Origin of the sequence: Paenibacillus shunpengii (genome assembly GCF_042684905.1) — a bacterium.
Taxonomy (GTDB): domain Bacteria; phylum Bacillota; class Bacilli; order Paenibacillales; family Paenibacillaceae; genus Paenibacillus; species Paenibacillus shunpengii.
In genome coordinates this window covers 2,581,017-2,606,882 of sequence record NZ_JBHUMJ010000002.1, presented here as the reverse complement: position 1 = coordinate 2,606,882, position 25,866 = coordinate 2,581,017, and the positions used below count along the sequence as shown (strand labels likewise).

The following is a 25,866-nucleotide window of genomic DNA, read 5'->3' as shown; positions in this document are numbered from 1 at the left end:
TCATAAATCATTATTGGGAGGTCTATGCAGATGAATCAACAGAGAAAGGCTCGGGGGACACGTGCAAGGAGGAAGCCTTTATTCCTCGCTGCAATTCTAACCTTCGTCATGGTGCTGAGTGCTTGCGGAGGAGGAGAAGCGGAGCCTGCGAGCAGTAATACAGGAACGAGCGGAGGTACAGATTCAGGTGGTAAAACGGAGAAGCCTTATGAAGTCTCCCTGTTCTATCCGGGAACTCCGCAGAAGGATGTTGCACTTGTAGAAGCGGAGATCAATAAGTATATGGAGCCAAAGATTGGCGCAACGCTGAAGATTAATGCCATCGATTGGGGTCAATGGGATAACAAGCTGAACCTCATGATCTCGTCGGGGGAGAAATCGGATATTATCTTTACGGCAGCCTGGCAGAATTACACAGTCAACGTGGCGAAGAGCGCGTTCCTGCCGCTGAATGATCTGCTGGAATCTCATGGACAGGAAATTGTCAAGAATTTGGATCCTGCCTTCCTCGAAGGCTCCCAGGTCGATGGAAAGAATTATGGCGTACCGAGTAACAAGGAGCTGGCAGCGACCCGTGGTGTCCTCGTCAGAAAGGATCTGCTGGAGAAGTACAAATTGGATATAACCAATGTGAAGACTTGGGCAGATCTGGAACCGCTGCTCAAGACCATCAAAGAGAATGAACCGGGCGTGACTCCATTCTACATGTCCAACTCTACAGGAAATGGTCTGCTCGATAACCTGGATTGGGACTATCTCGGCGACGCCTCTGTTCCGGGTGTTATACGTAAGATGGGTTCCGAAACTACAGTGCTGAATGAGGTGGAGACACCGGAATTCAAGGAAGCGGCTGCGCTTGCCCGCAAATGGTATGAGGCCGGCTACATTAATAGTGATGCAGCAACCTCAACCGTCTTCCCTAAGGATCAGGCCAAGGCAGGTAAAGTGTTTATGTGGACGGACGGGATGAAGCCGGGCAAGGACAAGGAAGAAGAGAGCTATGTCGGATTCCCGCTCACTCAGATTGAGATGACGCAGCCGACCATAACGACAGGTGATACCTCAGGAGCCATGCTAGCCATCTCCCGTACTTCTGAGAATCCGGAGAAGGCCATGCAGGTCATTAACCTGCTGCACTCCGACCCGGTTGTCAATAATTTGCTTAACTTTGGAATTGAAGGCACACATTATGTGAAAAAAGAAGGCAGTGACAGCATCATCAGTCTTCCTGAAGGAACCGATCCGAATAACCGGACTTATAACCCGGGTGCTCAGTGGCAGCTTGGCAATCAATTCCTAAACTACTTGTGGGATAATGAAGATCCAGAGAAATGGGATAAATTTAAAGACTTTAATGCCAGAGGTGTGAAATCGCCTGCGCTTGGATTCACGTTCAACAGCCAGCCGGTCAAGAACGAGATTGCTGCTGTTAATAATGTTAACAAGCAGTTTAAGCCAGCACTGACCTCCGGTGCCGTAGATCCAAATGAAATGATTCCAAAATATGCAGAGAAGCTGAAGGCAGCGGGTATTGATAAGATCATAGCGGAGAAGCAGAAGCAGCTTGATGCATTTTTGGCCAAGAAATAGAATCGTAATGTAATTAGAGCAGATTGTTATAGAGAATAGCATCCGATCCGATATGCTCCCATCATAGTAGACAGTAGAACTCTAAAACACTACTTCTACCGTGATGGGAGTATTTGGCTACTTTATTGTTTCGAATATATTGTCTCATTTTTATTGCTTACCTGTTGATTCAGAATTGTTGGTTTCGATATGGACTTTCCTTTTCATCACCCGCATTTGCTGCTAATTTGAATGCATGGCTATAGTCGTTCATAACCATTTTGCTGTTAACGCTTCCATTATAGTAGGCAGCGTTGTACACTTACAGATGGAGTTGAAAATTCCCTAGTCGAATAGGTACATACAATTAAATAAGAGGAGTGGCATACTGGAGATGGAACTGTCAGGTATATGGAAGCTGATGCATTTTGACGTTGGGGAGAAGAATCCGCTTGAGCTTGCCGCACCAGGATTCGATGATCGATTCTGGATCGGGGCGAGTGTACCGGGAGATGTTCATACGGCTTTAGTGGAACGGGGGATTATTGATCCGCCGTATTACGGTCATAATGACATCAAGAGCCGGTGGATTGAGCAAAAAGAATGGTGGTACCGTACAACGTTCACCTTGGATCAGGTCAGTGAGGCCGGAGAGAAGACCGAGCTTCAATTTGCAGGTCTGGATACGTTCGCGACCATCTATGTGAATGGACATGAGATTGGCAAGACGGACAATATGCTGATGTCGCATCAGTTTGACATAACCCGAATTGCCCGTAAGGGGTGGAATTCAGTAGCAATCAAGTTTGATCCGCTGTCGCTGCATCATAAGGACAAGGAGTTATTTGATTGGTCTTCCTATACCAAAGAGCGTCCATGGATTCGGAAGGCAGCCATGAACTTTGGCTGGGATTGGGGTCCCCGCATGGTCACTGTCGGTGTGTGGGGTAAAGTCCATGTGAAGCAATACCGCCATGCCAAGATTGAACATATCGCGTCAGTGACCGCAGCTCTATCGGAAGCAAAGGCAGAGGTTCATGTGAGCGCTGCTATTAAAAGATATGTAAAGCAGGCGGATTATCGCCTTTCTATAAATATTGTAGAGCATGATGGAAGGATCGCTGCTGCAGCTGAGCTTCCAGTCGAACAAGCGGGTGCAGACTTTAAGCTTGAAATTCCTGCGCCTAAGCTCTGGTGGACGCATGATTTGGGAGAGCCGTATTTGTACAGAATTGAGGTCAAGCTGTATGAGGGCGATGACTTGCTTGATACTTATGAAGAAGCCTTGGGTATTCGGACACTCGAGCTGGCGCTGAAGGACTCGCAGGATAGAAATTCGTTCGCATTTATACTAAATGGCGTCAAAGTCTATGCCAAAGGTGCCAACTGGATTCCTGCCGATCATCTGATCGGATCGATCCCGGATCAGAAGTACTGCGATCTGGTTGATCTCGCGGCAGAGGGTCAGATGAACATGCTGCGTGTATGGGCAGGCGGCATTTATGAGAAGGACGTTTTCTATGAGGCGTGTGACCGCAGAGGCATCCTCGTATGGCAGGATTTCGCTTTTGCAAATGCGCTATTCCCTGATTTTAACCGGGATTTCATGGATAATGTGAGACGCGAAGTGGTAGATAATGTGCTGCGTCTGCGGAATCACCCATCTCTTGCATTGTGGTGTGGAAATAATGAGATTGATTGGCTCTATGACATGAAGACGTCAAGTGGTGATATCCGGAGTCCATTCTACGGGGAGAGCATCTATCATGAGCTGATTCCTGAATTGCTTGAAGAGCTGGACCCTTCCCGTCCGTACTGGCCTTCATCACCTTATGGCGCTGAGTCAGGACAGGATGCGAATGATCCCGCTACAGGAGATCGGCACAATTGGCAGGTCTGGCACGGCTCAGTCTATCCAAGAAAGCATGGAGAAGAGCCCGTGCTGGATTACAGCATTCAAGGGGTAACCTTCAAGAATTATAAGCAAGATTATGCGCTGTTTAGCAGTGAATTTGGCATGCATGCCTCAGCTAATCGCTATACACTTGAGAAAAATATGCCCCCAGGCGAGTTCTATTGGGGAAGCCAGGAAATGGCTTACCGGAACAAGGACACCAATCATCAGAAGGGGATATTGTTAATGGAAGGCTATACAGGCATTCCGTCCGATATTGAAGAGTACATGAATTTCTCTATGCTCACACAGGCGGAAGGATTGAAGTATGGCATAGAGCACTTCAGACGAAATAATGACCGTAATAGTGGTGCGCTGGTCTGGCAGTTAAATGACAGCTGGCCGGGAACAAGCTGGGCGATGATTGATTATGAGCTTCTGCCTAAGGCCTCTTACTACTACGGGAAACGATTCTTTCATCCTTTGCTCTTATCCCTTGAATATGAAGCTGGTGAACCGCTTCGTTTATGGCTTGTCAATGATACGCCGAAGTCCGTGAGTGGAGTAATTGACCTGAAGGTATATACTTTTGATGGAGAGATCATATATGCGGCTTCCTATGAGGCACAAGCAGATCCAATCTCGTCGAAGGTGTATGCTGTGCTTGATGAAGCAGATATCCTGCAAGGATTCGGTCCTAGTGAAGTTATGATTGAGTTGTCATCCAGCTCGCTGCAAGTCCCTGCCAATCGCTATTACTTAAGAGACCCGAAGGATCTAAGTCTGGAGAAGACTCATCTTCACGTTCAGGTAGATGAGATGAATAGCACGGTAACGATAACGGCTGTGGACCATATGGCTCGATTTGTCAAGCTGGACCTGCCTAAGGGAAATGTCAAATTCAGTGACAACTACTTTGATCTGCTTCCTGGTGAGCAGAAAGTTGTAACGATCACACATCGTTATGGAGAAAATTTGCCTTGGTCAGAGCTTAGAGTCAGTGCACTTAACGAGGCATCAGCTACTCAAGTGAAGCAGACGAGTCGTATTCATTAATTTTATGGATGAAGCGGCAGCTGATGTAACTCATTACTGAAAGCTCAGAATAACACGCTGCACACATAAACAAGCCCTTCCTCCAATGATTAGGAGAGAGGGCTTGTTTGTTATACGGTTTACTTCACAAGGATTCATTTCAACTCCGTCACGACACTTGCCGGCTCCGGGTTCGGGGTGATATGCTCACGGAACAACTGATAAGTATTCCAGGCGTCTCCATTCTCAAGTAGAGATTTGCTGATATAAATACCTTCCTCGATCGAAGGTGCATGCTCTGCGATATATAACCGGACACCTGCATTAAAGATGACTTGATTCATAAACGGCATCATCCCTTTGCCTTGCAGAACTTCGAGCGTGACTTCAGCCTGCTTGGCTGCGGTCCATTTTATATCAGGAACATAAGAATCAATATCATACATTTCGGGATCAAGCACGAGCAGTGTGGTCTGACCATTCTGCGCAAGATAGGTCCGGGTTGGCCTGTGGATATGCAAGTCTTCGGAGCCTTCCGATCCTTGAATGATCATAGCCCTTCGATAGTTCAAATCCGTCAACAGCTTGGCTGTTTTCTCAAACACGGTATTATGAAAAATACCAAACACCAGATAAGGAGAGTGGCTGTAATCAATCAGCTTCTCTGCAGTATTAAAGATGGTGCGCAGCCCCATTTCCTCACGGAGCTGACGAAGCCCGCTCAGCCTACCGCTGTATCGTTCTGCTTGTACGAAGCGTACGCCGCTCGCTTCCGCTGCCTGCTGGCAGCTGGCGTCATCAGCGGTATCTGTGTTGATACCGAGTGCTCTGAACAATACCGGATAGGTTACTCCCCATTTGGGAGGAAGAGGCTCGGAGCCATGTAGTGTTACTTTGACACCGGCAGCTGCAACGACAAACGCGGTCGCTAGTGAGGCGTAATAAGAATTACTGCGTCCATCATATGGCCCGGCAAAATCAATGCCTTCATGAGCATAGCTGCGATCAGCATATTTACGGCAAATGTCAACAAATGCTTTTAATTCATCCGTGCTTTCCATTTTGAGTCTTGCTGATGCAAGGAAAGCACCGATCTGAACAGGCGTTGCCGTTTGTGACAAGATTAGCTCTGCACACCTAGCGGCTTCCTCGTAGGTCAAATCACGAGAGCCTCTTTTACCTCTGCCCACTTCCTTAAGAAAATGGTTCATATTCATAGGGTTACCTCCTTACGATGCTTAAGCTTTGAGCATTTGATGGGCCTTGACGATGGAGACAGCGACGTCTACGATCCGTTTTCGTTCATTCATCGCCTTTTTGCGGAGAAGGTCGTAAGCCTCGGATTCACTAATACGATTAATATCACTAAGAATACCTTTAGCCATGTCAATCCATTTACGATCCTCGATCCTGGCGAGCAGCTGTTTGCGTTCACTGGCCCATTCCTGTCTTTCGAAAAAACGTTTCTCACTAAAGTGCAGCGTCCAATCAAGCTCATGCTCCTTCATGGCAGGAGTCAATATTCCATCAATGGGTGCCTCGACTTCACAGGAAGTGATAGAAGCACTAGCTGCATCCGGACTGCACCACCACAAGAGAGGCAGAGGCTTGATCTGAATCAGCTTCTCGCTCCACGACTGAATCTCGTACACAGGCAGGTGCAAGATGGCGGCGTCTGCCTTGGATATATGCGCGTGGATGTCGGCTTCATTACCCGCAGCGAGAACAAGATAACCACTGGACTCCAGCAGGGATTGGGGGCGAGTATGCTCTTGTGTCAGGCCGGCATCTTGGACATGGGTTTCTACAAGTAATAAAGAACGCATGGAAGCCTGGGCACCTCCTTATTTGTTGAAAAATCATAATGCCATGGATTGGTTCCGTTTCATCATTTTGTTCATTTTCTCTCGTTTGTTTCCAAAAAGCAATCCTTATTTTGTGAAAAAACACACTGTTATTATTAAATTTGTGAGAAAACCTCACGTCAAATCAGTTTATTATACATAGATATTAATGTAACATGGATCACTGCGTAAAGTATATTGACATAAAATAAAAAACAAATTATAGTAATAACATCAAATTCATAAACGTCTTCGAATACAATGGCGTATTCGTCTAGGAATGGCAACGAAGCCTGACCTCGTTTGATCCAGGGAACAACTGTGTTCTCTGTTGATAGCGCGGCAGGCTTTTTTTGTTCATAAAGAGAGGGATTTCGGAAGGGAGAGGTACAATATGTCTGAACGCAGCAAATTAGTACTTATCGGTAACGGGATGGCTGGTATTCGAACCATTGAGCATCTGCTCAAGCTTGCACCGGAGAAATACGAAATAACCGTTTTCGGGGAGGAGCCTTACCCAAATTACAATAGAATCATGTTGTCTTCGGTACTCGCGGGTGGAACGTCAGTAGATGACATTATCATAAATGAATGGTCTTGGTATGAGGAGCATCATATTCGCTTATATACAGGGGATCCTGTTATTGAAGTCAATACAATGAAGAAGACGGTCACTTCCGCATCAGGAGTAGAGGCGCCATATGATCAGTTGATTTTTGCAACAGGATCTAAAGCATTTATACTCCCTCTGCCCGGCGCGGATAAAGAAGGCGTTATCGGCTTCCGAGATGTGAAGGACTGTGAAACGATGTTCGAAGCTTCCGCTAATTATAAGAAGGCGGCCGTCATCGGGGGAGGATTGCTGGGCCTAGAAGCGGCGCGTGGTCTCCTGAATTTGGGCATGGATGTGACGGTCATTCATAACAGTGAGTATCTAATGAACCGACAGCTCGACATTCCAGCATCAACCATGCTGCGCAAGGAGCTTGAAGGGCAGGGTATGAAGTTCTTACTGAATAAGCAAACGGCAGAGCTAGTCGGACGGAGGCGTGTAAGTGGGCTCAAATTCCGGGATGGGGAGAAGCTGGCTGCTGACCTGGTTGTCATGGCTGTCGGCATTCTGCCCAATGTAACACTTGCTAAGAGTGCCGGACTTGCGGTGAAACGTGGAATCATCGTAAACGACAGTATGGAAACCAGTATACCGGGGGTATATGCGGTAGGTGAATGTGCAGAGCACAATGGAATTACTTATGGGTTGGTAGCACCCCTTTATGAGCAAGGGAATGTGCTGGCTAAACATTTGGCGAATGTGGAGCACCAGGGTTATCACGGCTCCGTTACTTCGACGAAGCTGAAGGTGTCCGGTGTCGATGTATTCTCGGCAGGTGATTATCTGGATGCAGAGGATACCCGTTCCTTGCGTTACCAAGATGATATCGACGGTGTTTACAAAAAAATCGTGCTCCGCGGTGATCAGCTGGTTGGAGCCGTATTGTTCGGAGATACAAATGATGGAGCTTCCTTGTTCTCGCTTATCCGCAGCGGGGAGTCGATTGCGGGACGAGAGAAAGAGCTGCTTCTTGGAATGAAGCTGGATACGGCCTCTGCAGGTGCCAAAATCATGGATATGCCCATGGACGAAATCGTCTGCGGCTGTAACGGCGTTACGAAGCAGACTGTCGTTGATGCCATTGGTCAGGGCTGTCATAGTGTTGCTGAAGTCAAGGGCTGTACCAAAGCATCAGCTTCATGCGGCGGCTGTAAACCGATCGTTGAACAGCTGATTACCGCTTATGCAGGGGATGCAGCGAAGACAGGAATGAAGGAAGGGATCTGTTCCTGTACAACACTTGATCGTGAGGAGATCATTGCAGGTATTAAGGAAATGGGTCTGAAGAATGTGAAGGAAGTCATGAACGTCATGGGCTGGAATGAGCCGGAAGGCTGTACCAAATGCAGACCCGCACTGAACTATTATCTTGGCATGCTATGGCCGTCTGAATATGTAGACCAGAAGGAGTCCCGTTTCACGAACGAGCGTTATCATGCGAACATTCAAAAGGATGGAACGTTCTCAGTAGTACCACGGATATATGGCGGTGTTACTTCTCCGGGTGAACTGAAGCGGATTGCTGAGGTTGCGGAAAAATATGATGTACCTATGGTGAAATTCACTGGTGGACAGCGTCTCGATCTGCTTGGTGTCAAGAAAGAAGATTTGCCTAGCATGTGGGAGGATCTCGATATGCCTTCTGGTCATGCTTATGGCAAAACACTCCGCACGGTCAAGACCTGTGTGGGATCAACCTTCTGTCGATTTGGAACGAAGGACTCCATCGCGATGGGCATCCGGCTTGAAAAGACATTCGAAGGATTAAATGCTCCGCATAAAGTGAAAATGGCGGTATCCGGTTGTCCTCGTAACTGTGCCGAATCCGTAATTAAAGACGTGGGTGTGGTCGCACTGGATGGAGCATGGGAGATCTATGTTGGAGGTAACGGCGGGATTAAGGTTAGAGCCGGAGAGCTGTTATGCACAGTGAAAACAGAGGATGAAGTCGTCGAATGGTCTGCTGCATTCCTTCAATATTATAGAGAACAAGCGAGCTGGGGTGTGCGTACTTCAGATTGGATCGAAAAAGTTGGCCTCGAATCTATCAAGGAAGCACTAGCTGATGCACAGTATAGAACTGAGCTTGTGTCTCGGATCAATGAGACATTGGCAAAAACGGTAGATCCATGGAAAGAGATCGCTCAGAACAAAGAGCTTCGGAAGAACTTCGAGCCGCTGAATCGTTATCAGCTCTCACATGAATAGGGATAAATAGGGGGAGACATAAGCCATGAGTCATAAATATTTGGTAGCATACGAATCCGATATTGATGTCCTAGGAACAAGAGTTGTGATGATTGAGAACACCGAGGTTGCTCTGTTCAAGCTGAGTGACGGTACCATTAAGGCGCTCGAGAATCGTTGTCCCCACAAGGGAGGGAAGCTCTCGGAAGGGATGGTATGCGGCAGTAATGTGCACTGCCCGCTTCATGACTGGAAAGTCCATCTCTGCAGCGGAGAGGTTCAAGCACCGGATGAGGGCAAGGTTGATGCCTATGCGCTCGAAATAGATCCGGCGAGCGGTGCCGTTTATGTAACGTTATGAAGAAGAACAGCGGATATGTAAGCATAGTTGGTGCAGGTCCTGGAGACCCTGAGCTGCTCACATTGAAGGCACTTCGGTGTATGGAGAAGGCAGATATTATTCTGTATGATCGTCTGGTGAACGAAGAGATTCTCAGCTATGCGCGGCCTGAGGCAAGGAGAATCTACTGCGGCAAAGCGCCTGGCGTTCATGCCATGACTCAGCAAAAGATACAGCAGAAGCTTATCGAATACGCAGCAGCAGGCCATCATGTCGTCAGATTGAAGGGTGGAGATCCATTCGTCTTCGGCCGAGGAGGCGAAGAGGCGCTTGCTCTGGCTGAACGAGGAATTGCTTATGAAGTCATTCCTGGAGTTACTTCCGCGATTGGAGCCGGCAGCTCCGCTCTTATTCCACTTACGCACCGTGGTGCAGCGGTTTCGTTCGCCTGCATAACGGCAAGCCGAAAGGAAGAGGGTGGAGATCAGCAGGAGATAGGCAAGCTTGCCATGTATGTGGACACCTTGGTTATATATATGGGAGTGAGTCATATCTCAACTATTCGCACTGAGCTGATCGCATCCGGAAAAAAAGTGGATACACCGGTTGCTATCATTGAGAGAGGGACCACGGAGCAGGAGCGAATCATGGTTACAACTTTGGATCAGCTCGAGGAGACTGCCAAGATCAATGCGATTGAGAATCCGGCTCTCATTATTATTGGTGAGGTTGTGAAGGTGAGAGAGGAGCTGCTGCAGTTACAGCAGCAGCTGCCTGCTCGAATGGAGCAGATTGGATAAGGGAATAGTTATGGTAGTTTATAAACCATCATTTTGAAGAGCATGCCAAGAGATAGGCGATTACGTCTACCTTGGTGTGCTTTTTTAGTATGCTAGAGGTGTGAAATGATGGACATGAGATTGCGAGTTACAATATTTACATTATATTGCTATAATTTAGTTTGTTTCGTCCTGAAAACACTATTTGCTAAGTTAATGGATTGAGCGAAAGGAGTTGTTCGATTGAGTAGTTTAGACACCCTTGAAAGAGCACTTAGAAAAGATAAGATCGTTAGCTGTGTTGTATATAAAGGTGAATCTGTCATTTTTGAATATTACAAAAACCGGAAAGCCAAAGAGAAACCCTTCAAAATCAATTCGGTTACCAAGAGTATTACGTCCGCATTGTTAGGGATCGCGATTGAGCAAGGCTATATTGAGAACGAGGATGTTTTCGATTGGTCATTATTTCGAAGACATGGATAGTACAAAGAAGAACATAACGATAAGACACTTACTAACGATGTCCTCCGGCTTGAAATGGCCAGGTAATGAAGCGATGATCCCATCCAAGAACTGGGTGAGGTTTGTTCTCGAACAGCCCGTTGAGTCGGAGCCAGGAAATGACATGAAGTATAGCTGTGGTAATTCACATCTGTTAAGCGCTATATTGCAGAAGGCAACACAAATGAATACAGTTGATTTTGCGAAGAAGAATCTGTTTGGACCGTTAGGTATTGAAGATTTTAAATGGTATCAGGATGCACACGGAATTGCGATCGGTGGATTCAGCATGGCAATGAAGACAGAGGATATGCTGAAATTCGGGCTGCTATACTTACATAACGGAAAATGGAATTCGAAACAGCTGGTTCCCGCCGAGTGGATTGATAAATCAACAAGAAATCTGGCGGTAGAGGAAACGTCATACGGCTACCATTGGTGGATATTAAGAGACAAGAATACCTTAAGTGAAGAGGATAAGACCTTCTATGCCATGGGTATGGGCGGGCAATACATCTTTGTTAACAAACAGAGACAATTAGCTGCTGTGTTTACAAGTAATCTAACCGATGATGTTTCAAGTCCTATCCATTATTATAAGAATTATATTTTGAAGCTGCGAGAGGGATAAACGAAGATGAAAATTATCGTAACAGGTGGAGCAATTATACGAGATAAGCTCGGCCGGATATTAATGCAGAGAAGATCGGATTATGGGGATTGGGGTCTTCGATAACCCTTGAATTTAAGTTCTTGGAAGATATTTTGATCGAGGATATAAGCTCCGTGCAAAGACCTGTATTTGAAGATTTGAAGAGAGATCAGCAAGGGACAGTGATTAATATGAGGAAATAAAACGAAATATCACACTAGAAGGAGATGCTATTATGTCTATGAATATGAGGTTTAGAGAAGTGATTCCTATCCTACGGATCTTCGATGAGAGGAAAGCAAGAGAGTTTTATATCGAATATTTAGAGTTTCAGGTGGATTGGGAGCATCGTTTTGAGACGAATCTACCCTTGTATATGCAGATATCCAAGAATGGACTTAGGATACATTTAAGCGAGCATTATGGAGATTGCAGTCCAGGAGGAGCCATTCGAATCGAAATAGATGATATTCATCATTTCCATCAAAATCTGCTAGCCAAACAATACCGCTTCTCCAGACCTGGATTAGAAAGCACGCCTTGGGGCAGTGAGGAATGCTGTGTCATTGATCCATTTGGAAACAGGCTTATTTTTTATGGGTCCACAGATAAGTAAGTGATTACGAACAGGGGGAGAGAATAATGAGCAGCCCTATCGTCTATCAAATAGATCAGGTTACCTTTTACCTTAAGGAACCTATTGATTTGAGCTGGCTTAGTCAGCTTGGAACTGTATTTGCGGTGTTTGATCAGCAGGATTCAGGTAATATTAGCTTTGGGGTAGAGCAGGCAGGAGAGAAGCGGTTTGTAAAATTTGCCGGAGCCCGGACGATGGAATACGAAGGAGACCCTCAGTATGCAGTCGCTAAATTGGTGGAAGCTGCCTCGTTGTATAAGGAGCTAAAACATCCGGTCCTAGTGGAGCTTATCGACCATTTTGAAGTAGCTTCAGGCTATGTGGCAATATTTAAATGGTTTGATGGCGAATGCCTTCACTCTCACTGGGCTTATCCTCCTCCAGCCAAATATACAGATCCTGATTCTCCGTACTATAGGTTCAAGCATTTATCCATCGAGAAAAGACTTCGGTCATTAAATTGCATCTTTGACTTTCATGTTTTTGCAGAGGAAAAAGGCTATTCCGCCATTGATTTCTATGATGGAAGTGTTCTATATGATTTTGTGAATGATGAAACTAGAATTTGTGATATTGATTACTATGAAAAGAAACCATTTTACAATCAGATGGGAAGATTATGGGGATCATCCAGATTCATGTCTCCAGAAGAATTTGAACTCGGTGCAGAGATTGATAGTCGAACCAATGTGTATACCATGGGAGCAACGGCATTTGTGTTATTGGGCGGTGAGCTTGATCGATCCTTTGAGAGTTGGGATGTAAGTGAAGCACTGTATAAGGTGGCGCGGAAAGCAACTAGTCAGGACAGGCGCAAGAGGTACAGCTCTGTAAAAGAGTTTTATAAGGCTTGGAATGAAGTGGTGAATTCGTAATTTGAAAAGCACCAAATAACCCTCCAAAGGAGTTTAATTTCACATGGAGGGTAGTTAGTTTTAGCTCTTAATTAATGAATGGTCTGAACTCTTTAGCCACTCTGTCAAATTCCTGAGAAAAATCTCTTGTATTGTTGAGCTCTTTCGGTAATTCGTCCATTAATAAACGGACTTGTTCTCTTAACTCAGCATTCGTTTGGATGTTGGATTCGTCTGGATTTGAAACTTGATTTCTTACCAGGCCTATATATTGATGATTTAGTATGTGAAACTCATTATCCAGATTAGCAAGTTCGAGAAAGTTATTTGTATTTTTTTGTTCAAAAAGATCTAATCGATCACACACCATATTAATATAAGCTATAACATCAACCATCAGTGGAGAAATTTCATCAGGTTCTCCGCTTTCCTCAATAAGAGCTAAGGACCGATCCAGCGATTGGAGACTTAAAATAAATCCGTTATAGTAGGCTTTAGCCTCGTTTTTTGACTGATTATATCCGTTTAGAAAAATAATCGATAGTAGAAGAAGAACTATAACGACTAAAACAATGATTATAGCGTATTTTTTTTTACTCATAACAGTTTAAGAAGCTCCTTTCCGCGAAGGAGTGATTTTCCAGTGACACTATATCCTCTAAAAAATCCTGTGAAATGTATGTGTTATTACCTTCTTTTTTCTTCATCAATATCCCCCTGTTCATTTGTTATTCAAGATTCATTATCCAGAATAACAAATGGAGCGTACCATATATTAATAAGTAATAAAAGACAATTTTTACTAATATAATTCATCCCTTATTAGAAGTATTGTGAGTCCTAACTCTGTAAGAAACTATATAAGATAAACTGTATTTAATTTGGAGGCTGATTAGGTTGAAGAAGTTTACCGAAATCGGAATCGGCAATCGATGGTTCATCCGAACCGAATTTGAGCATGAGGATGGATCGGAAAGTGAAATCAAGGGCTTTACGAGACCATTCAAGCTGAAATCGGTATATATTCGAATTTGGATAGGCAAGAAAGTACTGATAATAGATTCAAAGGAAGGAATAAAGTGGGTAGGGAAGGGAAAGAAAAAACTTAAATTGTTAGTTGGGTTTTATGGGATTTAATAAAGATTCGATATTGAGTCGTTTCAATTATATATGGATATAATGACCCGCCTAAGGTAGAATGACCTATCTAAGACAGGGTTATTTTCAATTCATTTCCGTATTGATCGTACCCGAACAAAAGTTTGGTTATAATCAAATATTACCAGTAAAAATATGGTATGATTCTTTACGAGTCAGGTTGCAATACATAATGTATCAATGAGACGGAGGATCACAAGATATGATGAAAGTAACTTATAACCACTCAGTAGTTTCCTCAAATTCGTTACTAGATCTGGTGAATGAGTTGTATCCAATTGGGGAAGTGAAGGAGTGTCGCTTTCTAGTAAACGGATTAAATGATACATATTTAGTGAAAACTCCAAGAGAACAATATGTTCTGAGGATATACAAAGCCCATTGGCGCACCAAAGCAGATATTTTGTTCGAGGTGGAGCTTCTGATTGATTTGAAAGGAAAGGGAATATCCGTTTCTTCCCCGGTACCAACAAAAAATAACGAATATCTGTATGATTTACAGGCACCCGAAGGTTTGCGTTACATGGTGCTATTTACATACGCAGAAGGTGAATATTCTGAAGCAGAAGATAAAAGTGAATGGTTTGGTGAAGAGGTAGCTCGAATGCATCTTGCTATGGATGAGTTTAAAAGTGAACATACCAGATTTGAGATTGATTTGAATCATCTTTTGGATGAGCCGTTACAGAATATTCGTCCTTTTTTATCACACAGACCTGAGGACTTTAATTATTTGGAAACGTTATCAGTGGTACTTCGAAGTCGAATTGAAGAATTATCACATGACCTTGAGTGGGGTGTATGTCATGGCGATCTCCATGGAGGAAATGTACATTTTCATGAAGATACGCTGACGCAGTTTGACTTTGATTGCTGTGGCTATGGATACCGATCGTATGACGTTTCGGTGTATCTTTGGAACAAAGTGATGCATAAAGAGAAGGATGCTTTTGAGAACAAGAATTGGACATTATTTATTAACTCCTATCAAAGGATCAAACCCCTGTATAGTACGGAACTCAGCGCTATTCCTTTATTCGTAGCGATCAGAGATATTTGGCTAATGGGTCTTCATACAGGTAATGCACCGATATGGGGAGCTTGGCAAAATGATCATTATTTTAATGAACATATTAAGTTCTTACGGAATTGGTGTGAAGCTCAAGGAATTGTCGTACAAAATCAAGCCATTAGCGGCTAGTAGAGAATGTGATAAATTTGTAGCCAGCGGTATTTAATATGAAAAGTGAGGTGCTTCCATTGGTAACGAAATAAAATGAGAGAATCTAAATGTGAAATAGCATGTGAATTTTCTCTTGTTAGGTTTAGAATCAATCGAAGAGGAGAATGGACATGCTGAATAAATTAAGTGAATCCATCTATTATCTATCTAATCAAAATGATAAAGAAAGACCAACATTGGGGTTAATTTGTGGAGAAAAGTATAGCCTCGTGGTCGATGGTGGGAACTCCGCTGTACATGCTAGACAATTTTTGAAGGAAATTTGAACATTTAGATGTACCGCCTATCAAATACTTGGTTATCACTCATGCCCATTGGGATCATTTCTTAGGGATGAATGAATTCAATACGACGGTTATTGTGAATAGCTTAACCCATCAAAAAATGGATGTTTGGCGAAAGTATTCCTATGATGATCGTTCACTCCAAGAGTATGTAGAGTCTAATAAAATAACTTCGCAGTGTATGGAAATAATTCAGCAAGAAATACCGGAGAGAGATCAATTTAAATTAAGCTCTCCCGATTTAGTGTTCGAAGAATCTCTAACTGTTGATCTGGGGAATAAGGTCTGTATTCTTGAACGGATTAGAAGTACGCACACGGATGATTCTACAATCGTTTATGTCCCCGATGATAAGACTATTTTTCTAGGTGATAGTGTGTATGGGACGACTACGGATGCTATATTTCATTATAAAGCCTCTCAATTACTACCTATGATCGAAGATATCCAAAAGTATGATGCAAATCATTTTCTGCTCGGCCATGAATCCATTTGTGATCTGGATGAGATGAACGTATTCTGGAATCAACTCACCTCGTGCAATAGAGCTGTGAAATCCATATCATTGGATCATGCGATTGAGTGTTTTGAACAAAATAATCTTAGAAGTCCTCAGGGTGACGAGCTTTTCTTCCTGAAAGCCTTTGTAAATGATCAAATATTGATATCGAAATAAAAGAAGTTGGCAGCCACCAGCCTTGGATAAGAAATATCTAGGCCTGGTGGTTATGAATCTATGCAGTATATACCCATATAAGGCAGAGGCAGAGCAAATATCATTTTAGGCTTAGAGGAGATTTGAATGTCAAATATCATATTTATAGGTCCCATTAGTACAGGGAAATCAACAATTGCTGAATTAGGGAGAAATATAAATATTGGAAATCGTTTGAAGCTCACTTGGTGGTCAGGGTCCTTGAGGAATACAGAGATCATATTATTGATTTTGGAGCAGGTCATTCTGTCTATGAAGACCCAGAGTCATTTGGGAAAGTTGAGAAAGCAATGTTAAGTGAACCTTTTGTCTTCTTGTTAATTCCTTCACAGAATCGTGAGAAGTCAGCGCTAATTCTATGTGAACGGTCGGGGCTTGATTTCAACCGACATTTTGTTGACCATGAATCGAATTATAAGCTGGCCAAGCAAATCGTATATACCGAAGATCGAGAACCGGAAGAAACGATGAAAGAGATATTAAGTCAAATTTTGAATGAAAAGAGGTAGTGTATGATCACATTTGAGCAAAACAACATTAAATTTAATTTTAGGGTTGCTGGTATCGCTGTTCATCAAAATAGAATACTTTTACATACGACTCTCACAGATGACTTCTGGAATTTACCTGGTGGCAGGGTAGAATTTAACGAATCTACAGATCAGACGATTAGTAGAGAAATGGAAGAAGAGCTGGGTATCAAAGTTAAAATCAAAGGACTGTTATTTGTTAACGAGGACTTTTTTGAGTATGATGGCAAATTGTTTCATGAGATTGGCTTCTATTATTTGATTGATTTTCCTGAGGGACATGAAATTACAGAGATTCAGGATCAATTCATAGGCATTGAAGAAGGCGGGAAATTAATATTTCAATGGTTTACTATCGATCAATTGGAGCAGTTGAATGTATATCCTCGAATTTTGAAGAGCCAGTTATTGAAGTTAAAAGAAAAGAATGAAATTCAACATATAATAAATCGACAATAGCAGGAAGATATTATTGAATACTAAGAAATATCGAAGAGAGATCCGTGGTGCGTTATGTGAAAAGAAAATATTCAGGAGGTGATTATCATTCGAATTCATATCATTGGTGGTGCAGGAAGCGGTAAGTCTCATATTGCTAATCTTTTGCAAAAGGAGTTAAATATACGACACTACGATCTGGATGATATCTTTTGGGATAATTCTAGTGAACATTATGGGGTTAAGACTCCAGAGGATGTTAGGAGAAGGAAGCTTGAAAGAGTACTACAGTTCGATCAGTGGATACTTGAAGGAGTCTACATTAAATGGGTTGAACCAAGCTTATCTACTGCAGACAAAATATTCGTATTAAAGCCTTCCTTAGAATTGCAAGAAAGGAGGATCTGGGATCGATATTACAAACGATTAGCGGGTGAACTGCCAAGTAAAAAGAAGGAAACGAAGGAAGGGATATATAAACTAATTGACTGGAATAGAAATTACAATGATACAAAGTTATCGCAATTTATACAGGAGTTTTCTTATAAAGAGAAGTTAATCGTCCTTGAGAACAATATGGATATATATAAGTATTTATAATTAGGATGAGAAAAAATGGCTCTCAGGATACATATTCAAATCCAGTCTGAACTATTTGTAGTCAGGGGTGGTTAAACAGGAGTGAACGTGTGATGTGTGAGGCATCAGCAAATAATCGACTAGAGAGAATTAGGGGGCTTGCTCACGAAACGATTGAAGCCATGGCTAGCGAGCGGTAATCCGATTCCAACAATTTGACTGCCCCTTGAGTTTTCATAAGTCTTTGTAGCCATTAAGTGAAAAGGAGTGAATGGTATGTATGTTCATCGAAGTCTGGAAGAGCAGGATCTTGAGATCATCAGTTCATTTCCGCAAACTGAAAAAGAATTAAAATATGTAAGTCCCAAATTCACGTATCCACTAACACCCTCGCAAATACTTCAAATATCTGAAGGTCGGTTAGAGCTAACGGTAGTACTGGATCAAAGAACTAGCGAAGTGGTTGGCTATGCCAATATTTATAGAGATAATTCGGACGAAAGTATTTGCTGGCTGGGTAACGTTATTGTCTCGCCTATTTATAGAGGTCAAGGAGCAGCTCCGTATTTAATTGAAGTCATGCTGAGCAAGGCTAAATACAACTTGGGGTATCATACGGTACGATTAGCATGTCACAGCACGAACTCGAGAGGTTTAGCTTTTTACACCAAGCAAGGCTTCAAACCGTTCGATATTAAATTAATGAACTTTGGAAATGAGAGATTGATAACGATACATATGCACAAAGAGCTTATTTGAAATTTTATAAAACGGAGAAAGAAAGGATAAACATGAAAATTAAAAACATTGTTATCATCATTTCTGTTTTATTAAATCTAGGCTTGATTGCTTACATTTATTCAAGGTCGGATCATTTGGAGGATGTCTATTCTGGCATGTCCTTCAATCTTCAGCATGAATTAATTCAGTTAGAGGACTCAATTGGTTACCAAATAGAGAAGGATTGGTCAGAAGCGGACACCGTAATTGAAAAAATAGAGGATATCAATGAGGATATTGATACGTTAATGGATACCGGTAAAGCATTGGCCTTGATCTCAGAAGAGCAGGAAGAAGATTTGTGGAATCTTTCCCGTTATTTTTCACAGTTTCCGACGTATTCCGGATATCCTAATACAGATTTAACTGCTAGTGATATGAATGAACTTGTAGAACTCAGAAATAAACTTAGGTCAGTCGGATGGGGTATGCAAGTAGGGTACTCTGGAGATTGGGACAGCTTCTCAGCAAAAATAAATGAATTGATCCGGCTATAATGAAAGGGATATGATCATATGCCATACGATGCCGTAATAACGAGTAAAGAAATAAATATATTGGTAGAGTATCTTCCTTATTTTGAAGACCCAGACTCTATTTTTTTCACTGAGAAAAATGGGTATCTGCTTGAAAGCGAAGAAGTGTTAAGGTTCCGCAAAGAATTGGATCGTACCGGATTTCTCATGGTTTTTGATTGGACAGCGTGGATCAGTGAACAGGAGATTTATAGAAATGTGGAACACGATATTCAAGACCACATTATGAAGTTAGATATGGAAGCCCTTAGAAAATTAATGACCAGCTACATCCGTGGTGATCGATTCAATGAAGGGTTGTTTATACATGCCATAATTAAAGGACATATCACGCATATACTGCGTAGAATCAAAGAACACTAAGAAAAGATGTTTCATAAGACCGATAGACGAGTTTGATTCGGTTATCATGCTCGGATGTTGAGATTAAAGACATAATCAGATTTGAGATTCTAGCATTTAAAGAGAGTTTTTTCTGTAATAAAATGGATATAAGAGAGAAAAAGGGAGGAGGCATATTGTGAGCAGGTTAGTTATTATCACCGTAGGTAAGACACATAGTGGAAAAACGACGTTTGCCCGAGCTTTGGAGCAAGAGCTCCATCCCTCACTCGTCATCGATCAGGATAATCATGCAGCATTTATCAATACATACTATAGAAGCTTGCTGCCTGAACATGGACCTAACCATATTAAATTCGCGCTCACTCAAACCATTGTAGATTATGCGGTAGAGCAGACAGACTATCATCTCATTTTATGCAATTCAAATCGGAGCTATAAGAGTCGTTTAGATTTGCTATCCAGATTTCATAAAGGTGGATTTATCAGCGTCATTGTTCATTTAGATCCTCCGGATCATGTCCTTGAGGAGCGAGTTGCTCGTAGTCAGCGGGATACAGCGATATTTAGAAGTGCATCCTCTTTTAAAGAGGTCCTTCACCGACAGCAAGCTGAGACAGAGAATACTGACGTGGTATTACCATCCGAAGGAGAAGCAAATTATTTGTTTCATGTAACTCATCCTGATGAAATTCATAAGACCATCCATGGCATTATTGATCTAAGCACTCTAAATTTGTCATCTTTAATGGATAAAGCAGGCGGAAAATTGCAAGAACATGACGCAGACGCATGAATACAGATTATTATTCAGAATTACTTTTAGTATGGAACTACTCTCGTTTTATTATTTTTCCTCTAATAGTATAATAAATGTATCTCTTAATAGATTGAACAAAAACTAGAACGCTTCTTTGGTAAATCTGTTAGATAATTAAAGGGGAATGGTTATGATTAAAACGCAGCCAGTTGATCGGAGAGTGACTAAGACCAAACAGGCATTAAAAGAGGCTCTGCTGAAGTGGATGTTATTCAAATCATTCAATGAAATTACAATAACGGACATTGTAATTTCAGCAGAATTAAATAGAGGTACTTTTTACAAGCATTACTCCTGTAAAGAGGAGCTGTTGGAGGAAGTTTTTGAGGATGTTCTATCTGATCTGATCTATGCGTATCGGAGCCCTTATATGAATTATCAGAACTTTAATATACAAAGCCTAGATCCGTCAGCCATTAAAATTTTCGATCATGTACAGCAATTTCGTTCCTTCTATACTTTATTAGTGAAAACAAGTATATTGCCGGAGTATCATACTCGCATATACGAAGCGCTAAAAAGTTTATATATGGAGGATGTAACGATAATTTCTCCTAACCCAGCGATTGATAAAGAACTCATGGCCTGCTATCAGGCCAACGCTGTCCTGGGAATTATTACAGAATGGGTGCAAAGTAATTATAAATATAATCCTGCGTATATGGCTGAGCAGCTGCTGGAATTGACAAGGCTTAATCGTTCGAATGAAACATATCATACAAATTTTAGTGAGGCATAAAGTAATAGCTTCGGTTGTTCATCACCGAAGCTATTACATAGCTTTATTTATCAGTTGCTTGTCCAGCCGCCATCGACAGGTAATTCTACGCCAGTGATGAATTTGGCTTCATCGGAAGCAAGGAACAAGTAAGCATGAGCAATATCCATAGCTTCCCCTGCATGAGGAGGGAGGGGTGCCAAATTCTTGTAGTTCTCACCCATCTCTACTTGTGATTTAATGCCGGCCTTCTCAACCATTCCAGTGAAAATAGCTCCCGGGTGAACAGAATTAACACGGATGTTATCTTTTCCGAACCATTGAGCTGCATGCTTCGTCAATGAACGGACTGCGCCTTTAGAAGCACTGTATGCAGCACCTTGTGCGTCGGCGATACCGCCAATAATTCCTGCAATCGAAGAGGTATTTACAATAGAACCCTTCCCGTTCTTTTGCATGTGTGGAATGACAGCTTTCATACCGAGCCATACACCAGAAGTGTTAATGTCCATAACCTTATTCCAATCGGTTACTTCAGCATCGAGAATGCCTTTAGCAATATGAATACCGGCATTGTTCACTAGAATATCGATCTTTCCATATTTAGCGATCGTTTCTTCCACAACGACATTCCATGATTCAGGATTTGATACATCGAGTTTAAGTGCTACGGCATCTCCTCCTGAAGCGATGATTTCGTTTACTTTTTCTTGCAGGACGTCTTGGACGACGTCAGTAGCTACCACCTTTGCTCCTTCTCTTGCAAAAAGTTGGGCTCCAGCAAGACCCATGCCGCTAGCTGCTCCTGTAATGATCGCTACTTTACCTGTTAATCTTCCCATGTTCAAACATCCTTTCTATTAATACATCAATAAGGTATAAAAGTGGTGTATTCCATTCTTGTAGAATGTCGAATTTCCTAACCCTACGTGTTACGGTATTAGTATAATTTGAAATGCTACTGAAGCTCAATCAGCAAATGAAAGCGCTTTTGTTGCTTAAGCAATACATGAAACAGTTGTGATGATTATGTTAGGTAATATGTAAGATAACGAACAGATGCATAGTAAAGTGTTTATTTTTGTGTTGTTCTTATTATGCGATCAAGTGACCCGTTATTTATCAATACTTAATCTCCCGTTACAGAAACCGTCCTACAAATATCTAGAACAGATATGCCTGGCACATTTGAATGCGTTCCCTTTTGAAAATGTAAGCAAATTACTCTATTATCATCAAAATAAAGATAGGAATATAAGGTGTCAATTATATCAAACTAGTGAACAATAAATTTAGCGTTTAATATAGTAATGGAGAAACCGAGATTAAGTACTTGAGATCCTCACAACAACTAATACGAGTGGTGGATGAGGAATTTCGGTTGCCCAAACTGCCTGTAAGAGAAGCAATTGAAGTATTAAATGAGTTAGAAATTAACATCTTTGCAGATCAGAGAAGTGGAGGGAACTGAACGTGAACGTCGATCAGCTATTCGAAACTGAACCGGAGTTTGAAACGAGTAAGCTGTTATTAAGAAAAATAACAATGGATGATACAGAGGCTTACTATGAGCTGGCATCTGATCCAGCTGTTGCTACGTATACCTTGTGGGACAAGCATCAATCGATTACAGATTCTAGGGCATTTATTAGTCGTTTAATCCAAAAATATAGCGAGAAAGAAGCATATCACTGGGGCATTATTGATAAAGCCAAAAATAAGCTGATCGGCAGAACAGGATTTATTCAGTGGGATTTGGCACACGAGAGAACTGAGATTGGATTTGCCCTTTCGCGTCTGTATTGGAATCAAGGTATAATTACGGAAGCGACCCGTCTGATCATCGAGTATGGCTTTACGCACTTGGGCTTTAATCGTATTGAGGGTAGATGCAGTTATAATAATGCGGGTTCCGCGCGTGCGATGGAGAAGCTGGGTATGAAATGGGAAGGGATACTAAGAGGTCAGCTGAAAATGAAGGGCGAGTTCGTGGATCAAAGAATGTATGCCATTTTAAGGGATGATTTTGATAGCGTTAACAATAGTTCTACTTTATAAGTTCTCAAATTCTGATATCAACAACAGGAGGAAATAACAATGATCGTTATGATCAATGGGGCATTTGGGTCAGGAAAGACGACGCAAGCAGAGAATTTAGCCAAGCTTATTCCTAACAGTATGATCGTAGATCCCGAGCTGTCTGGTTATTTATTGAGAGAGTTAATACCTGATTTGATGAGACAGGAGCACGAGCGAAGCGGGGATTTTCAAGATTTGGACTTGTGGAGAGTGCTTGTCGTGGAAGTCGCTAAGATGGTCAAGCTCAAATATAACAGGAACCTGATTGTTCCAATGACGCTGTATAAACCATACAATTTTAATTACATTAAGGATGCGTTTGAGAAGCTGGATAAAGTATACCATTTCACTCTAATGGCTTCTAAGGCTTCGATCCATGAGAGGCTGACCATTCGAGGGGATACCGTAGGGGGATGGCAGTTTCAGCAGACCGAAAAATGCTTGAGTGCTCTTCAAGCCAGTGTATTCTCAGAACATATTGATTCCGAAAAACTCAATGCAGATGAAATCACGCAGTACATACTGAAGCAAATTGAATTACAATGAATTGTTAGGAGGGGTTAGATTGAAACCACTCACTGTCATTTCCCGATTAGGTGAGTTTCAAGGATATGGAACAAGCGAGGTTGCATTCTTTGACCGCTATGATGAGCTATCCCGTAAAGTTATTCGCCATTATATTCTTATCCTTGAAGGAGTCAAAATAATGCATGAACCATGGGGATGGACAAACGAATGGTATGTTGATTTGATAGATATTAAATTGAATGACGCTGAGATGGTACTAACAGATTTATACATAGATATAGTTGTAGAAGGCAATGGACCGACTTATAGATTAATCGACCTAGAAGAATATGCAGATGCGGTTAGCCAAGGTCTAATCGATATGAAGGATATGAACAAACACTTGACTCAAGTTCAAATGTTTCTTGAAAATTATCTTCATAGAGGAAAAGTGTTCCCGCCAAAACAGATTGAAGAGCTTTGCAAAGTAAATATGGGTGAAGAGGACAACTGCCGATGATTGATTCAAAGGATTTTGTACAAATTCAGGAATTATGCACCAGATTAAAGCTGGGCATAGTTGCAGGAACACCAGAGCAGGTTACTGGTGGATTGCTGCACAAGATGTATTCAATTGTTACTGACCGCGGAACATATGCCATCAAGATGTTAAATCCAGAAATAATGCAGAGGCCCACAGCACTTCAGAATTACAAAAATGCCGAACGTATTGCTAGAATGGCTGCAATGAATCAAATATCTGCATTGCCGGCGATCTCAGTCGATGACGAGTCTATTCATCTGGTTGGATCTAACTTTTATCTCATATTTAAATGGATTGAAGGTGGAAGCTTGAGCCTAGATCAAATACGACTGACTCATTGTGAGATCGTTGGGGATTTGCTGGCAAGGATTCATGCTGTTGATTTTGCGGTTATAGGTGTTGTTGATCATGCTTCACACGAAGCTGCCATTATTAATTGGAACTATTATTTAGACAAAGGAAGGATCGCTAACGCGGTTTGGGCTAACCTGTTAGAAGAAAATATGGATCTACTGTATGAGTCGAATGCTCAAGCAGTGGCTTCAGTTAAGGTATTAAGTACAGTGGATCGGATTATAAGCCATCGAGATTTAGATCCAAAGAATATAATGTGGCATGACGATCTACCTGTAATTATTGATTGGGAAGCAGCGGGTTACATAAATCAATGGCAGGATATGACGGAGACATTACTCTATTGGTGTGTAGATACACAGGGACGAATGATTCCTGAAAAATTTACAGCGTTCATGAGAGGATACAAGAAGCAGCCGGTTTCAATAGAGATAGACTGGCGGGCTGTGCTGTATAATGGATTGATAGGGAAGCTGGATTGGCTGGAGTATAACTTAAAAAGATCTTTGTATATGGAATGCAGGGATGCACAGGAACAACAGCTAGGAGAGGAGCAGGTTCTATTAACGCTCAAAGGAATCCAGAACTTTATCGAATTCATTCCTTCCTTTGAGGAAGTGTTGAAACATGAGTTTAATACATGAGTGTAAAAAAGGAGAATAGAGATGCCATACACTAACCTATTGTTTGATCTGGACGGCACATTGACTGATCCGAAGCTGGGAATTACGAAGTCGGTTCAACATGCGCTGGGTAAAATGAATATTTCTGTTGCCAGCTTGGAAGAGCTGAACAAATTCATAGGGCCGCCGCTGCGCGTTTCCTTCAAAGATTTTTATCAATTTGATGAGGCACAGATTGAAGCTGCTGTTGATTATTATCGAGAATATTTTAGTGTTACCGGACTCTTCGAGAATGCTGTATTTCCTGGAGTTAGAGAGATGCTCGAACGTTTAAGCTGCGACCCACTGATGCGGTTGTTTATTGCGACTTCCAAGCCGGAAGTATATGCGAAGCAAATATTGGAGCATTACGAGCTCAGCACCTATTTTGAATACATATGCGGAAGCGAGCTGGACGGAGCACGATCTGCCAAAGTTGAAATTATCGGATATCTCATGGAGAATTACAATTTGGATCCAGATCAAACGGTAATGATTGGTGATCGTAAACATGACATTATCGGTGCTCACCATCAACATATTGCCTCCATTGCTGTGGGATTTGGATACGGAAGCGAGGAAGAGTTGACCTCTGAGCAGCCCACCCACTATGTAAAAAGTGTGGAGGAATTAAGCGATTTCTTATCTTTAAATCACCATGGAGGATGA

At 42.2% G+C, this 25,866-nt stretch carries 29 protein-coding genes; 25 read left to right on the top strand and 4 right to left on the bottom strand.

Annotated features, from left to right (window positions below; all coding sequences use genetic code 11):
* Positions 1 to 30: 30 nt before the first annotated feature.
* Positions 31 to 1,590 (top strand): ABC transporter substrate-binding protein, encoded by a 1,560-nt coding sequence (locus ACFSVM_RS12195; protein ID WP_379262371.1) that lies wholly within the window; start codon positions 31 to 33, stop codon positions 1,588 to 1,590.
* Between the two features lie 373 nt (positions 1,591 to 1,963).
* Positions 1,964 to 4,519 carry a beta-mannosidase gene (locus ACFSVM_RS12190; protein WP_379262369.1) on the top strand — a complete coding sequence of 852 codons (2,556 nt, stop codon included), beginning with the start codon at positions 1,964 to 1,966 and terminating at the stop codon, positions 4,517 to 4,519.
* Between the two features lie 134 nt (positions 4,520 to 4,653).
* Here the strand turns inward: ACFSVM_RS12190 and ACFSVM_RS12185 are convergent, their stop codons facing one another.
* Together ACFSVM_RS12185 and ACFSVM_RS12180 are read right to left on the bottom strand one after the other, a co-directional pair.
* The gene (locus ACFSVM_RS12185; protein ID WP_076313693.1) at positions 4,654 to 5,715 is read right to left on the bottom strand and encodes an anthranilate phosphoribosyltransferase; all 1,062 of its coding nucleotides are present in this window, start codon (positions 5,713 to 5,715) and stop codon (positions 4,654 to 4,656) included.
* Between the two features lie 21 nt (positions 5,716 to 5,736).
* Positions 5,737 to 6,324, bottom strand: coding sequence for an ANTAR domain-containing response regulator (locus ACFSVM_RS12180; RefSeq protein WP_076313694.1), 588 nt, complete (start codon positions 6,322 to 6,324; stop codon positions 5,737 to 5,739).
* Between the two features lie 412 nt (positions 6,325 to 6,736).
* Between ACFSVM_RS12180 and nirB the strand changes: the two genes are divergently transcribed.
* The 7 genes from nirB (at position 6,737) to ACFSVM_RS12145 (ending at position 12,929) form a co-directional block, all read left to right on the top strand.
* Positions 6,737 to 9,163 carry a nitrite reductase large subunit NirB gene (gene nirB / locus ACFSVM_RS12175; RefSeq protein WP_090724250.1) on the top strand — a complete coding sequence of 809 codons (2,427 nt, stop codon included), beginning with the start codon at positions 6,737 to 6,739 and terminating at the stop codon, positions 9,161 to 9,163.
* A gap of 25 nt (positions 9,164 to 9,188) precedes the next feature.
* A complete protein-coding gene (locus tag ACFSVM_RS12170; protein ID WP_076313696.1) occupies positions 9,189 to 9,503 on the top strand; it encodes a Rieske 2Fe-2S domain-containing protein in 315 nt (104 codons plus the stop codon).
* A complete protein-coding gene (gene cobA / locus ACFSVM_RS12165; protein WP_379262365.1) occupies positions 9,500 to 10,282 on the top strand; it encodes a uroporphyrinogen-III C-methyltransferase in 783 nt (260 codons plus the stop codon). Before ACFSVM_RS12170 ends, cobA begins: the two co-directional genes overlap by 4 nt.
* A gap of 222 nt (positions 10,283 to 10,504) precedes the next feature.
* Positions 10,505 to 10,747, top strand: coding sequence for a hypothetical protein (locus ACFSVM_RS12160; RefSeq protein WP_379262363.1), 243 nt, complete (start codon positions 10,505 to 10,507; stop codon positions 10,745 to 10,747).
* Positions 10,740 to 11,396 carry a serine hydrolase domain-containing protein gene (locus ACFSVM_RS12155; RefSeq protein WP_379262361.1) on the top strand — a complete coding sequence of 219 codons (657 nt, stop codon included), beginning with the start codon at positions 10,740 to 10,742 and terminating at the stop codon, positions 11,394 to 11,396. The genes ACFSVM_RS12160 and ACFSVM_RS12155 overlap by 8 nt, the downstream gene beginning before the upstream one ends.
* A 256-nt stretch (positions 11,397 to 11,652) precedes the next feature.
* Positions 11,653 to 12,033 (top strand): glyoxalase superfamily protein, encoded by a 381-nt coding sequence (locus ACFSVM_RS12150; protein ID WP_379262359.1) that lies wholly within the window; start codon positions 11,653 to 11,655, stop codon positions 12,031 to 12,033.
* A 23-nt stretch (positions 12,034 to 12,056) separates the two neighbouring features.
* Entirely contained in the window at positions 12,057 to 12,929 is an 873-nt protein-coding gene (locus ACFSVM_RS12145; RefSeq protein WP_379262991.1) for a serine/threonine protein kinase, read from the top strand.
* A gap of 67 nt (positions 12,930 to 12,996) precedes the next feature.
* Here the strand turns inward: ACFSVM_RS12145 and ACFSVM_RS12140 are convergent, their stop codons facing one another.
* Entirely contained in the window at positions 12,997 to 13,509 is a 513-nt protein-coding gene (locus ACFSVM_RS12140; RefSeq protein ID WP_379262357.1) for a hypothetical protein, read from the bottom strand.
* A 296-nt stretch (positions 13,510 to 13,805) separates the two neighbouring features.
* On the opposite strand from ACFSVM_RS12140, the gene ACFSVM_RS12135 reads away from it, so the two are divergent.
* The 11 genes from ACFSVM_RS12135 (at position 13,806) to ACFSVM_RS12085 (ending at position 21,072) form a co-directional block, all read left to right on the top strand.
* A complete protein-coding gene (locus ACFSVM_RS12135) occupies positions 13,806 to 14,045 on the top strand; it encodes a DUF3977 family protein (protein ID WP_379262355.1) in 240 nt (79 codons plus the stop codon).
* A gap of 223 nt (positions 14,046 to 14,268) precedes the next feature.
* Positions 14,269 to 15,267: a phosphotransferase enzyme family protein gene (locus tag ACFSVM_RS12130; RefSeq protein ID WP_379262353.1), complete on the top strand. Its 999-nt coding sequence runs from the start codon at positions 14,269 to 14,271 to the stop codon at positions 15,265 to 15,267.
* Positions 15,268 to 15,603: 336 nt separating this feature from the next.
* Positions 15,604 to 16,269 carry an MBL fold metallo-hydrolase gene (locus tag ACFSVM_RS12125; protein ID WP_379262351.1) on the top strand — a complete coding sequence of 222 codons (666 nt, stop codon included), beginning with the start codon at positions 15,604 to 15,606 and terminating at the stop codon, positions 16,267 to 16,269.
* Positions 16,270 to 16,496: 227 nt separating this feature from the next.
* On the top strand, positions 16,497 to 16,817 hold the full coding sequence (locus ACFSVM_RS12120; protein WP_379262349.1) for a hypothetical protein: 321 nt from the start codon (positions 16,497 to 16,499) through the stop codon (positions 16,815 to 16,817).
* A gap of 3 nt (positions 16,818 to 16,820) precedes the next feature.
* Positions 16,821 to 17,297, top strand: coding sequence for an NUDIX hydrolase (locus tag ACFSVM_RS12115; protein WP_076313704.1), 477 nt, complete (start codon positions 16,821 to 16,823; stop codon positions 17,295 to 17,297).
* A 78-nt stretch (positions 17,298 to 17,375) separates the two neighbouring features.
* Positions 17,376 to 17,876, top strand: coding sequence for a hypothetical protein (locus tag ACFSVM_RS12110; RefSeq protein WP_083655935.1), 501 nt, complete (start codon positions 17,376 to 17,378; stop codon positions 17,874 to 17,876).
* A 255-nt stretch (positions 17,877 to 18,131) separates the two neighbouring features.
* The gene (locus ACFSVM_RS12105) at positions 18,132 to 18,614 is read left to right on the top strand and encodes a GNAT family N-acetyltransferase (protein ID WP_379262346.1); all 483 of its coding nucleotides are present in this window, start codon (positions 18,132 to 18,134) and stop codon (positions 18,612 to 18,614) included.
* 32 nt (positions 18,615 to 18,646) lie between these two features.
* Complete coding sequence (locus ACFSVM_RS12100; RefSeq protein WP_379262344.1) at positions 18,647 to 19,132, top strand: hypothetical protein; 486 nt, start codon at positions 18,647 to 18,649, stop codon at positions 19,130 to 19,132.
* Between the two features lie 18 nt (positions 19,133 to 19,150).
* Positions 19,151 to 19,534 carry a DUF6508 domain-containing protein gene (locus tag ACFSVM_RS12095; protein ID WP_379262342.1) on the top strand — a complete coding sequence of 128 codons (384 nt, stop codon included), beginning with the start codon at positions 19,151 to 19,153 and terminating at the stop codon, positions 19,532 to 19,534.
* 157 nt (positions 19,535 to 19,691) lie between these two features.
* Positions 19,692 to 20,309, top strand: coding sequence for an AAA family ATPase (locus ACFSVM_RS12090; protein WP_379262340.1), 618 nt, complete (start codon positions 19,692 to 19,694; stop codon positions 20,307 to 20,309).
* Between the two features lie 154 nt (positions 20,310 to 20,463).
* Positions 20,464 to 21,072, top strand: coding sequence for a TetR/AcrR family transcriptional regulator (locus ACFSVM_RS12085; protein ID WP_379262338.1), 609 nt, complete (start codon positions 20,464 to 20,466; stop codon positions 21,070 to 21,072).
* Positions 21,073 to 21,122: 50 nt separating this feature from the next.
* Here the strand turns inward: ACFSVM_RS12085 and ACFSVM_RS12080 are convergent, their stop codons facing one another.
* A complete protein-coding gene (locus ACFSVM_RS12080) occupies positions 21,123 to 21,893 on the bottom strand; it encodes an SDR family NAD(P)-dependent oxidoreductase (protein ID WP_047910407.1) in 771 nt (256 codons plus the stop codon).
* Between the two features lie 631 nt (positions 21,894 to 22,524).
* On the opposite strand from ACFSVM_RS12080, the gene ACFSVM_RS12075 reads away from it, so the two are divergent.
* Genes ACFSVM_RS12075 through ACFSVM_RS12055 form a run of 5 tightly spaced genes read left to right on the top strand, consistent with a single transcriptional unit; the run spans position 22,525 to position 25,866 of the window.
* A complete protein-coding gene (locus ACFSVM_RS12075) occupies positions 22,525 to 23,109 on the top strand; it encodes a GNAT family N-acetyltransferase (protein ID WP_379262335.1) in 585 nt (194 codons plus the stop codon).
* Between the two features lie 39 nt (positions 23,110 to 23,148).
* On the top strand, positions 23,149 to 23,676 hold the full coding sequence (locus ACFSVM_RS12070; RefSeq protein WP_379262333.1) for a tunicamycin resistance protein: 528 nt from the start codon (positions 23,149 to 23,151) through the stop codon (positions 23,674 to 23,676).
* A 19-nt stretch (positions 23,677 to 23,695) separates the two neighbouring features.
* Positions 23,696 to 24,157 carry a DUF402 domain-containing protein gene (locus ACFSVM_RS12065; RefSeq protein ID WP_379262331.1) on the top strand — a complete coding sequence of 154 codons (462 nt, stop codon included), beginning with the start codon at positions 23,696 to 23,698 and terminating at the stop codon, positions 24,155 to 24,157.
* Positions 24,154 to 25,179, top strand: a complete 1,026-nt coding sequence (locus ACFSVM_RS12060) for a phosphotransferase (RefSeq protein ID WP_076313712.1) — start codon at positions 24,154 to 24,156, stop codon at positions 25,177 to 25,179. The genes ACFSVM_RS12065 and ACFSVM_RS12060 overlap by 4 nt, the downstream gene beginning before the upstream one ends.
* 21 nt (positions 25,180 to 25,200) lie before the next feature.
* Positions 25,201 to 25,866 carry an HAD family hydrolase gene (locus ACFSVM_RS12055; RefSeq protein WP_379262329.1) on the top strand — a complete coding sequence of 222 codons (666 nt, stop codon included), beginning with the start codon at positions 25,201 to 25,203 and terminating at the stop codon, positions 25,864 to 25,866.

Coding starts and splice junctions, on each gene's coding strand:
- ACFSVM_RS12195 (WP_379262371.1), top strand. CDS start 31: ATGAATCAACAGAGAAAGGCTCGGGGGACACGTGCAAGGAGGAAGCCT.
- ACFSVM_RS12190 (WP_379262369.1), top strand. CDS start 1,964: ATGGAACTGTCAGGTATATGGAAGCTGATGCATTTTGACGTTGGGGAG.
- ACFSVM_RS12185 (WP_076313693.1), bottom strand. CDS start 5,715: ATGAATATGAACCATTTTCTTAAGGAAGTGGGCAGAGGTAAAAGAGGC.
- ACFSVM_RS12180 (WP_076313694.1), bottom strand. CDS start 6,324: ATGCGTTCTTTATTACTTGTAGAAACCCATGTCCAAGATGCCGGCCTG.
- nirB (WP_090724250.1), top strand. CDS start 6,737: ATGTCTGAACGCAGCAAATTAGTACTTATCGGTAACGGGATGGCTGGT.
- ACFSVM_RS12170 (WP_076313696.1), top strand. CDS start 9,189: ATGAGTCATAAATATTTGGTAGCATACGAATCCGATATTGATGTCCTA.
- cobA (WP_379262365.1), top strand. CDS start 9,500: ATGAAGAAGAACAGCGGATATGTAAGCATAGTTGGTGCAGGTCCTGGA.
- ACFSVM_RS12155 (WP_379262361.1), top strand. CDS start 10,740: ATGGATAGTACAAAGAAGAACATAACGATAAGACACTTACTAACGATG.
- ACFSVM_RS12150 (WP_379262359.1), top strand. CDS start 11,653: ATGTCTATGAATATGAGGTTTAGAGAAGTGATTCCTATCCTACGGATC.
- ACFSVM_RS12140 (WP_379262357.1), bottom strand. CDS start 13,509: ATGAGTAAAAAAAAATACGCTATAATCATTGTTTTAGTCGTTATAGTT.
- ACFSVM_RS12130 (WP_379262353.1), top strand. CDS start 14,269: ATGATGAAAGTAACTTATAACCACTCAGTAGTTTCCTCAAATTCGTTA.
- ACFSVM_RS12115 (WP_076313704.1), top strand. CDS start 16,821: ATGATCACATTTGAGCAAAACAACATTAAATTTAATTTTAGGGTTGCT.
- ACFSVM_RS12105 (WP_379262346.1), top strand. CDS start 18,132: ATGTATGTTCATCGAAGTCTGGAAGAGCAGGATCTTGAGATCATCAGT.
- ACFSVM_RS12100 (WP_379262344.1), top strand. CDS start 18,647: ATGAAAATTAAAAACATTGTTATCATCATTTCTGTTTTATTAAATCTA.
- ACFSVM_RS12095 (WP_379262342.1), top strand. CDS start 19,151: ATGCCATACGATGCCGTAATAACGAGTAAAGAAATAAATATATTGGTA.
- ACFSVM_RS12085 (WP_379262338.1), top strand. CDS start 20,464: ATGATTAAAACGCAGCCAGTTGATCGGAGAGTGACTAAGACCAAACAG.
- ACFSVM_RS12080 (WP_047910407.1), bottom strand. CDS start 21,893: ATGGGAAGATTAACAGGTAAAGTAGCGATCATTACAGGAGCAGCTAGC.
- ACFSVM_RS12070 (WP_379262333.1), top strand. CDS start 23,149: ATGATCGTTATGATCAATGGGGCATTTGGGTCAGGAAAGACGACGCAA.
- ACFSVM_RS12060 (WP_076313712.1), top strand. CDS start 24,154: ATGATTGATTCAAAGGATTTTGTACAAATTCAGGAATTATGCACCAGA.
- ACFSVM_RS12055 (WP_379262329.1), top strand. CDS start 25,201: ATGCCATACACTAACCTATTGTTTGATCTGGACGGCACATTGACTGAT.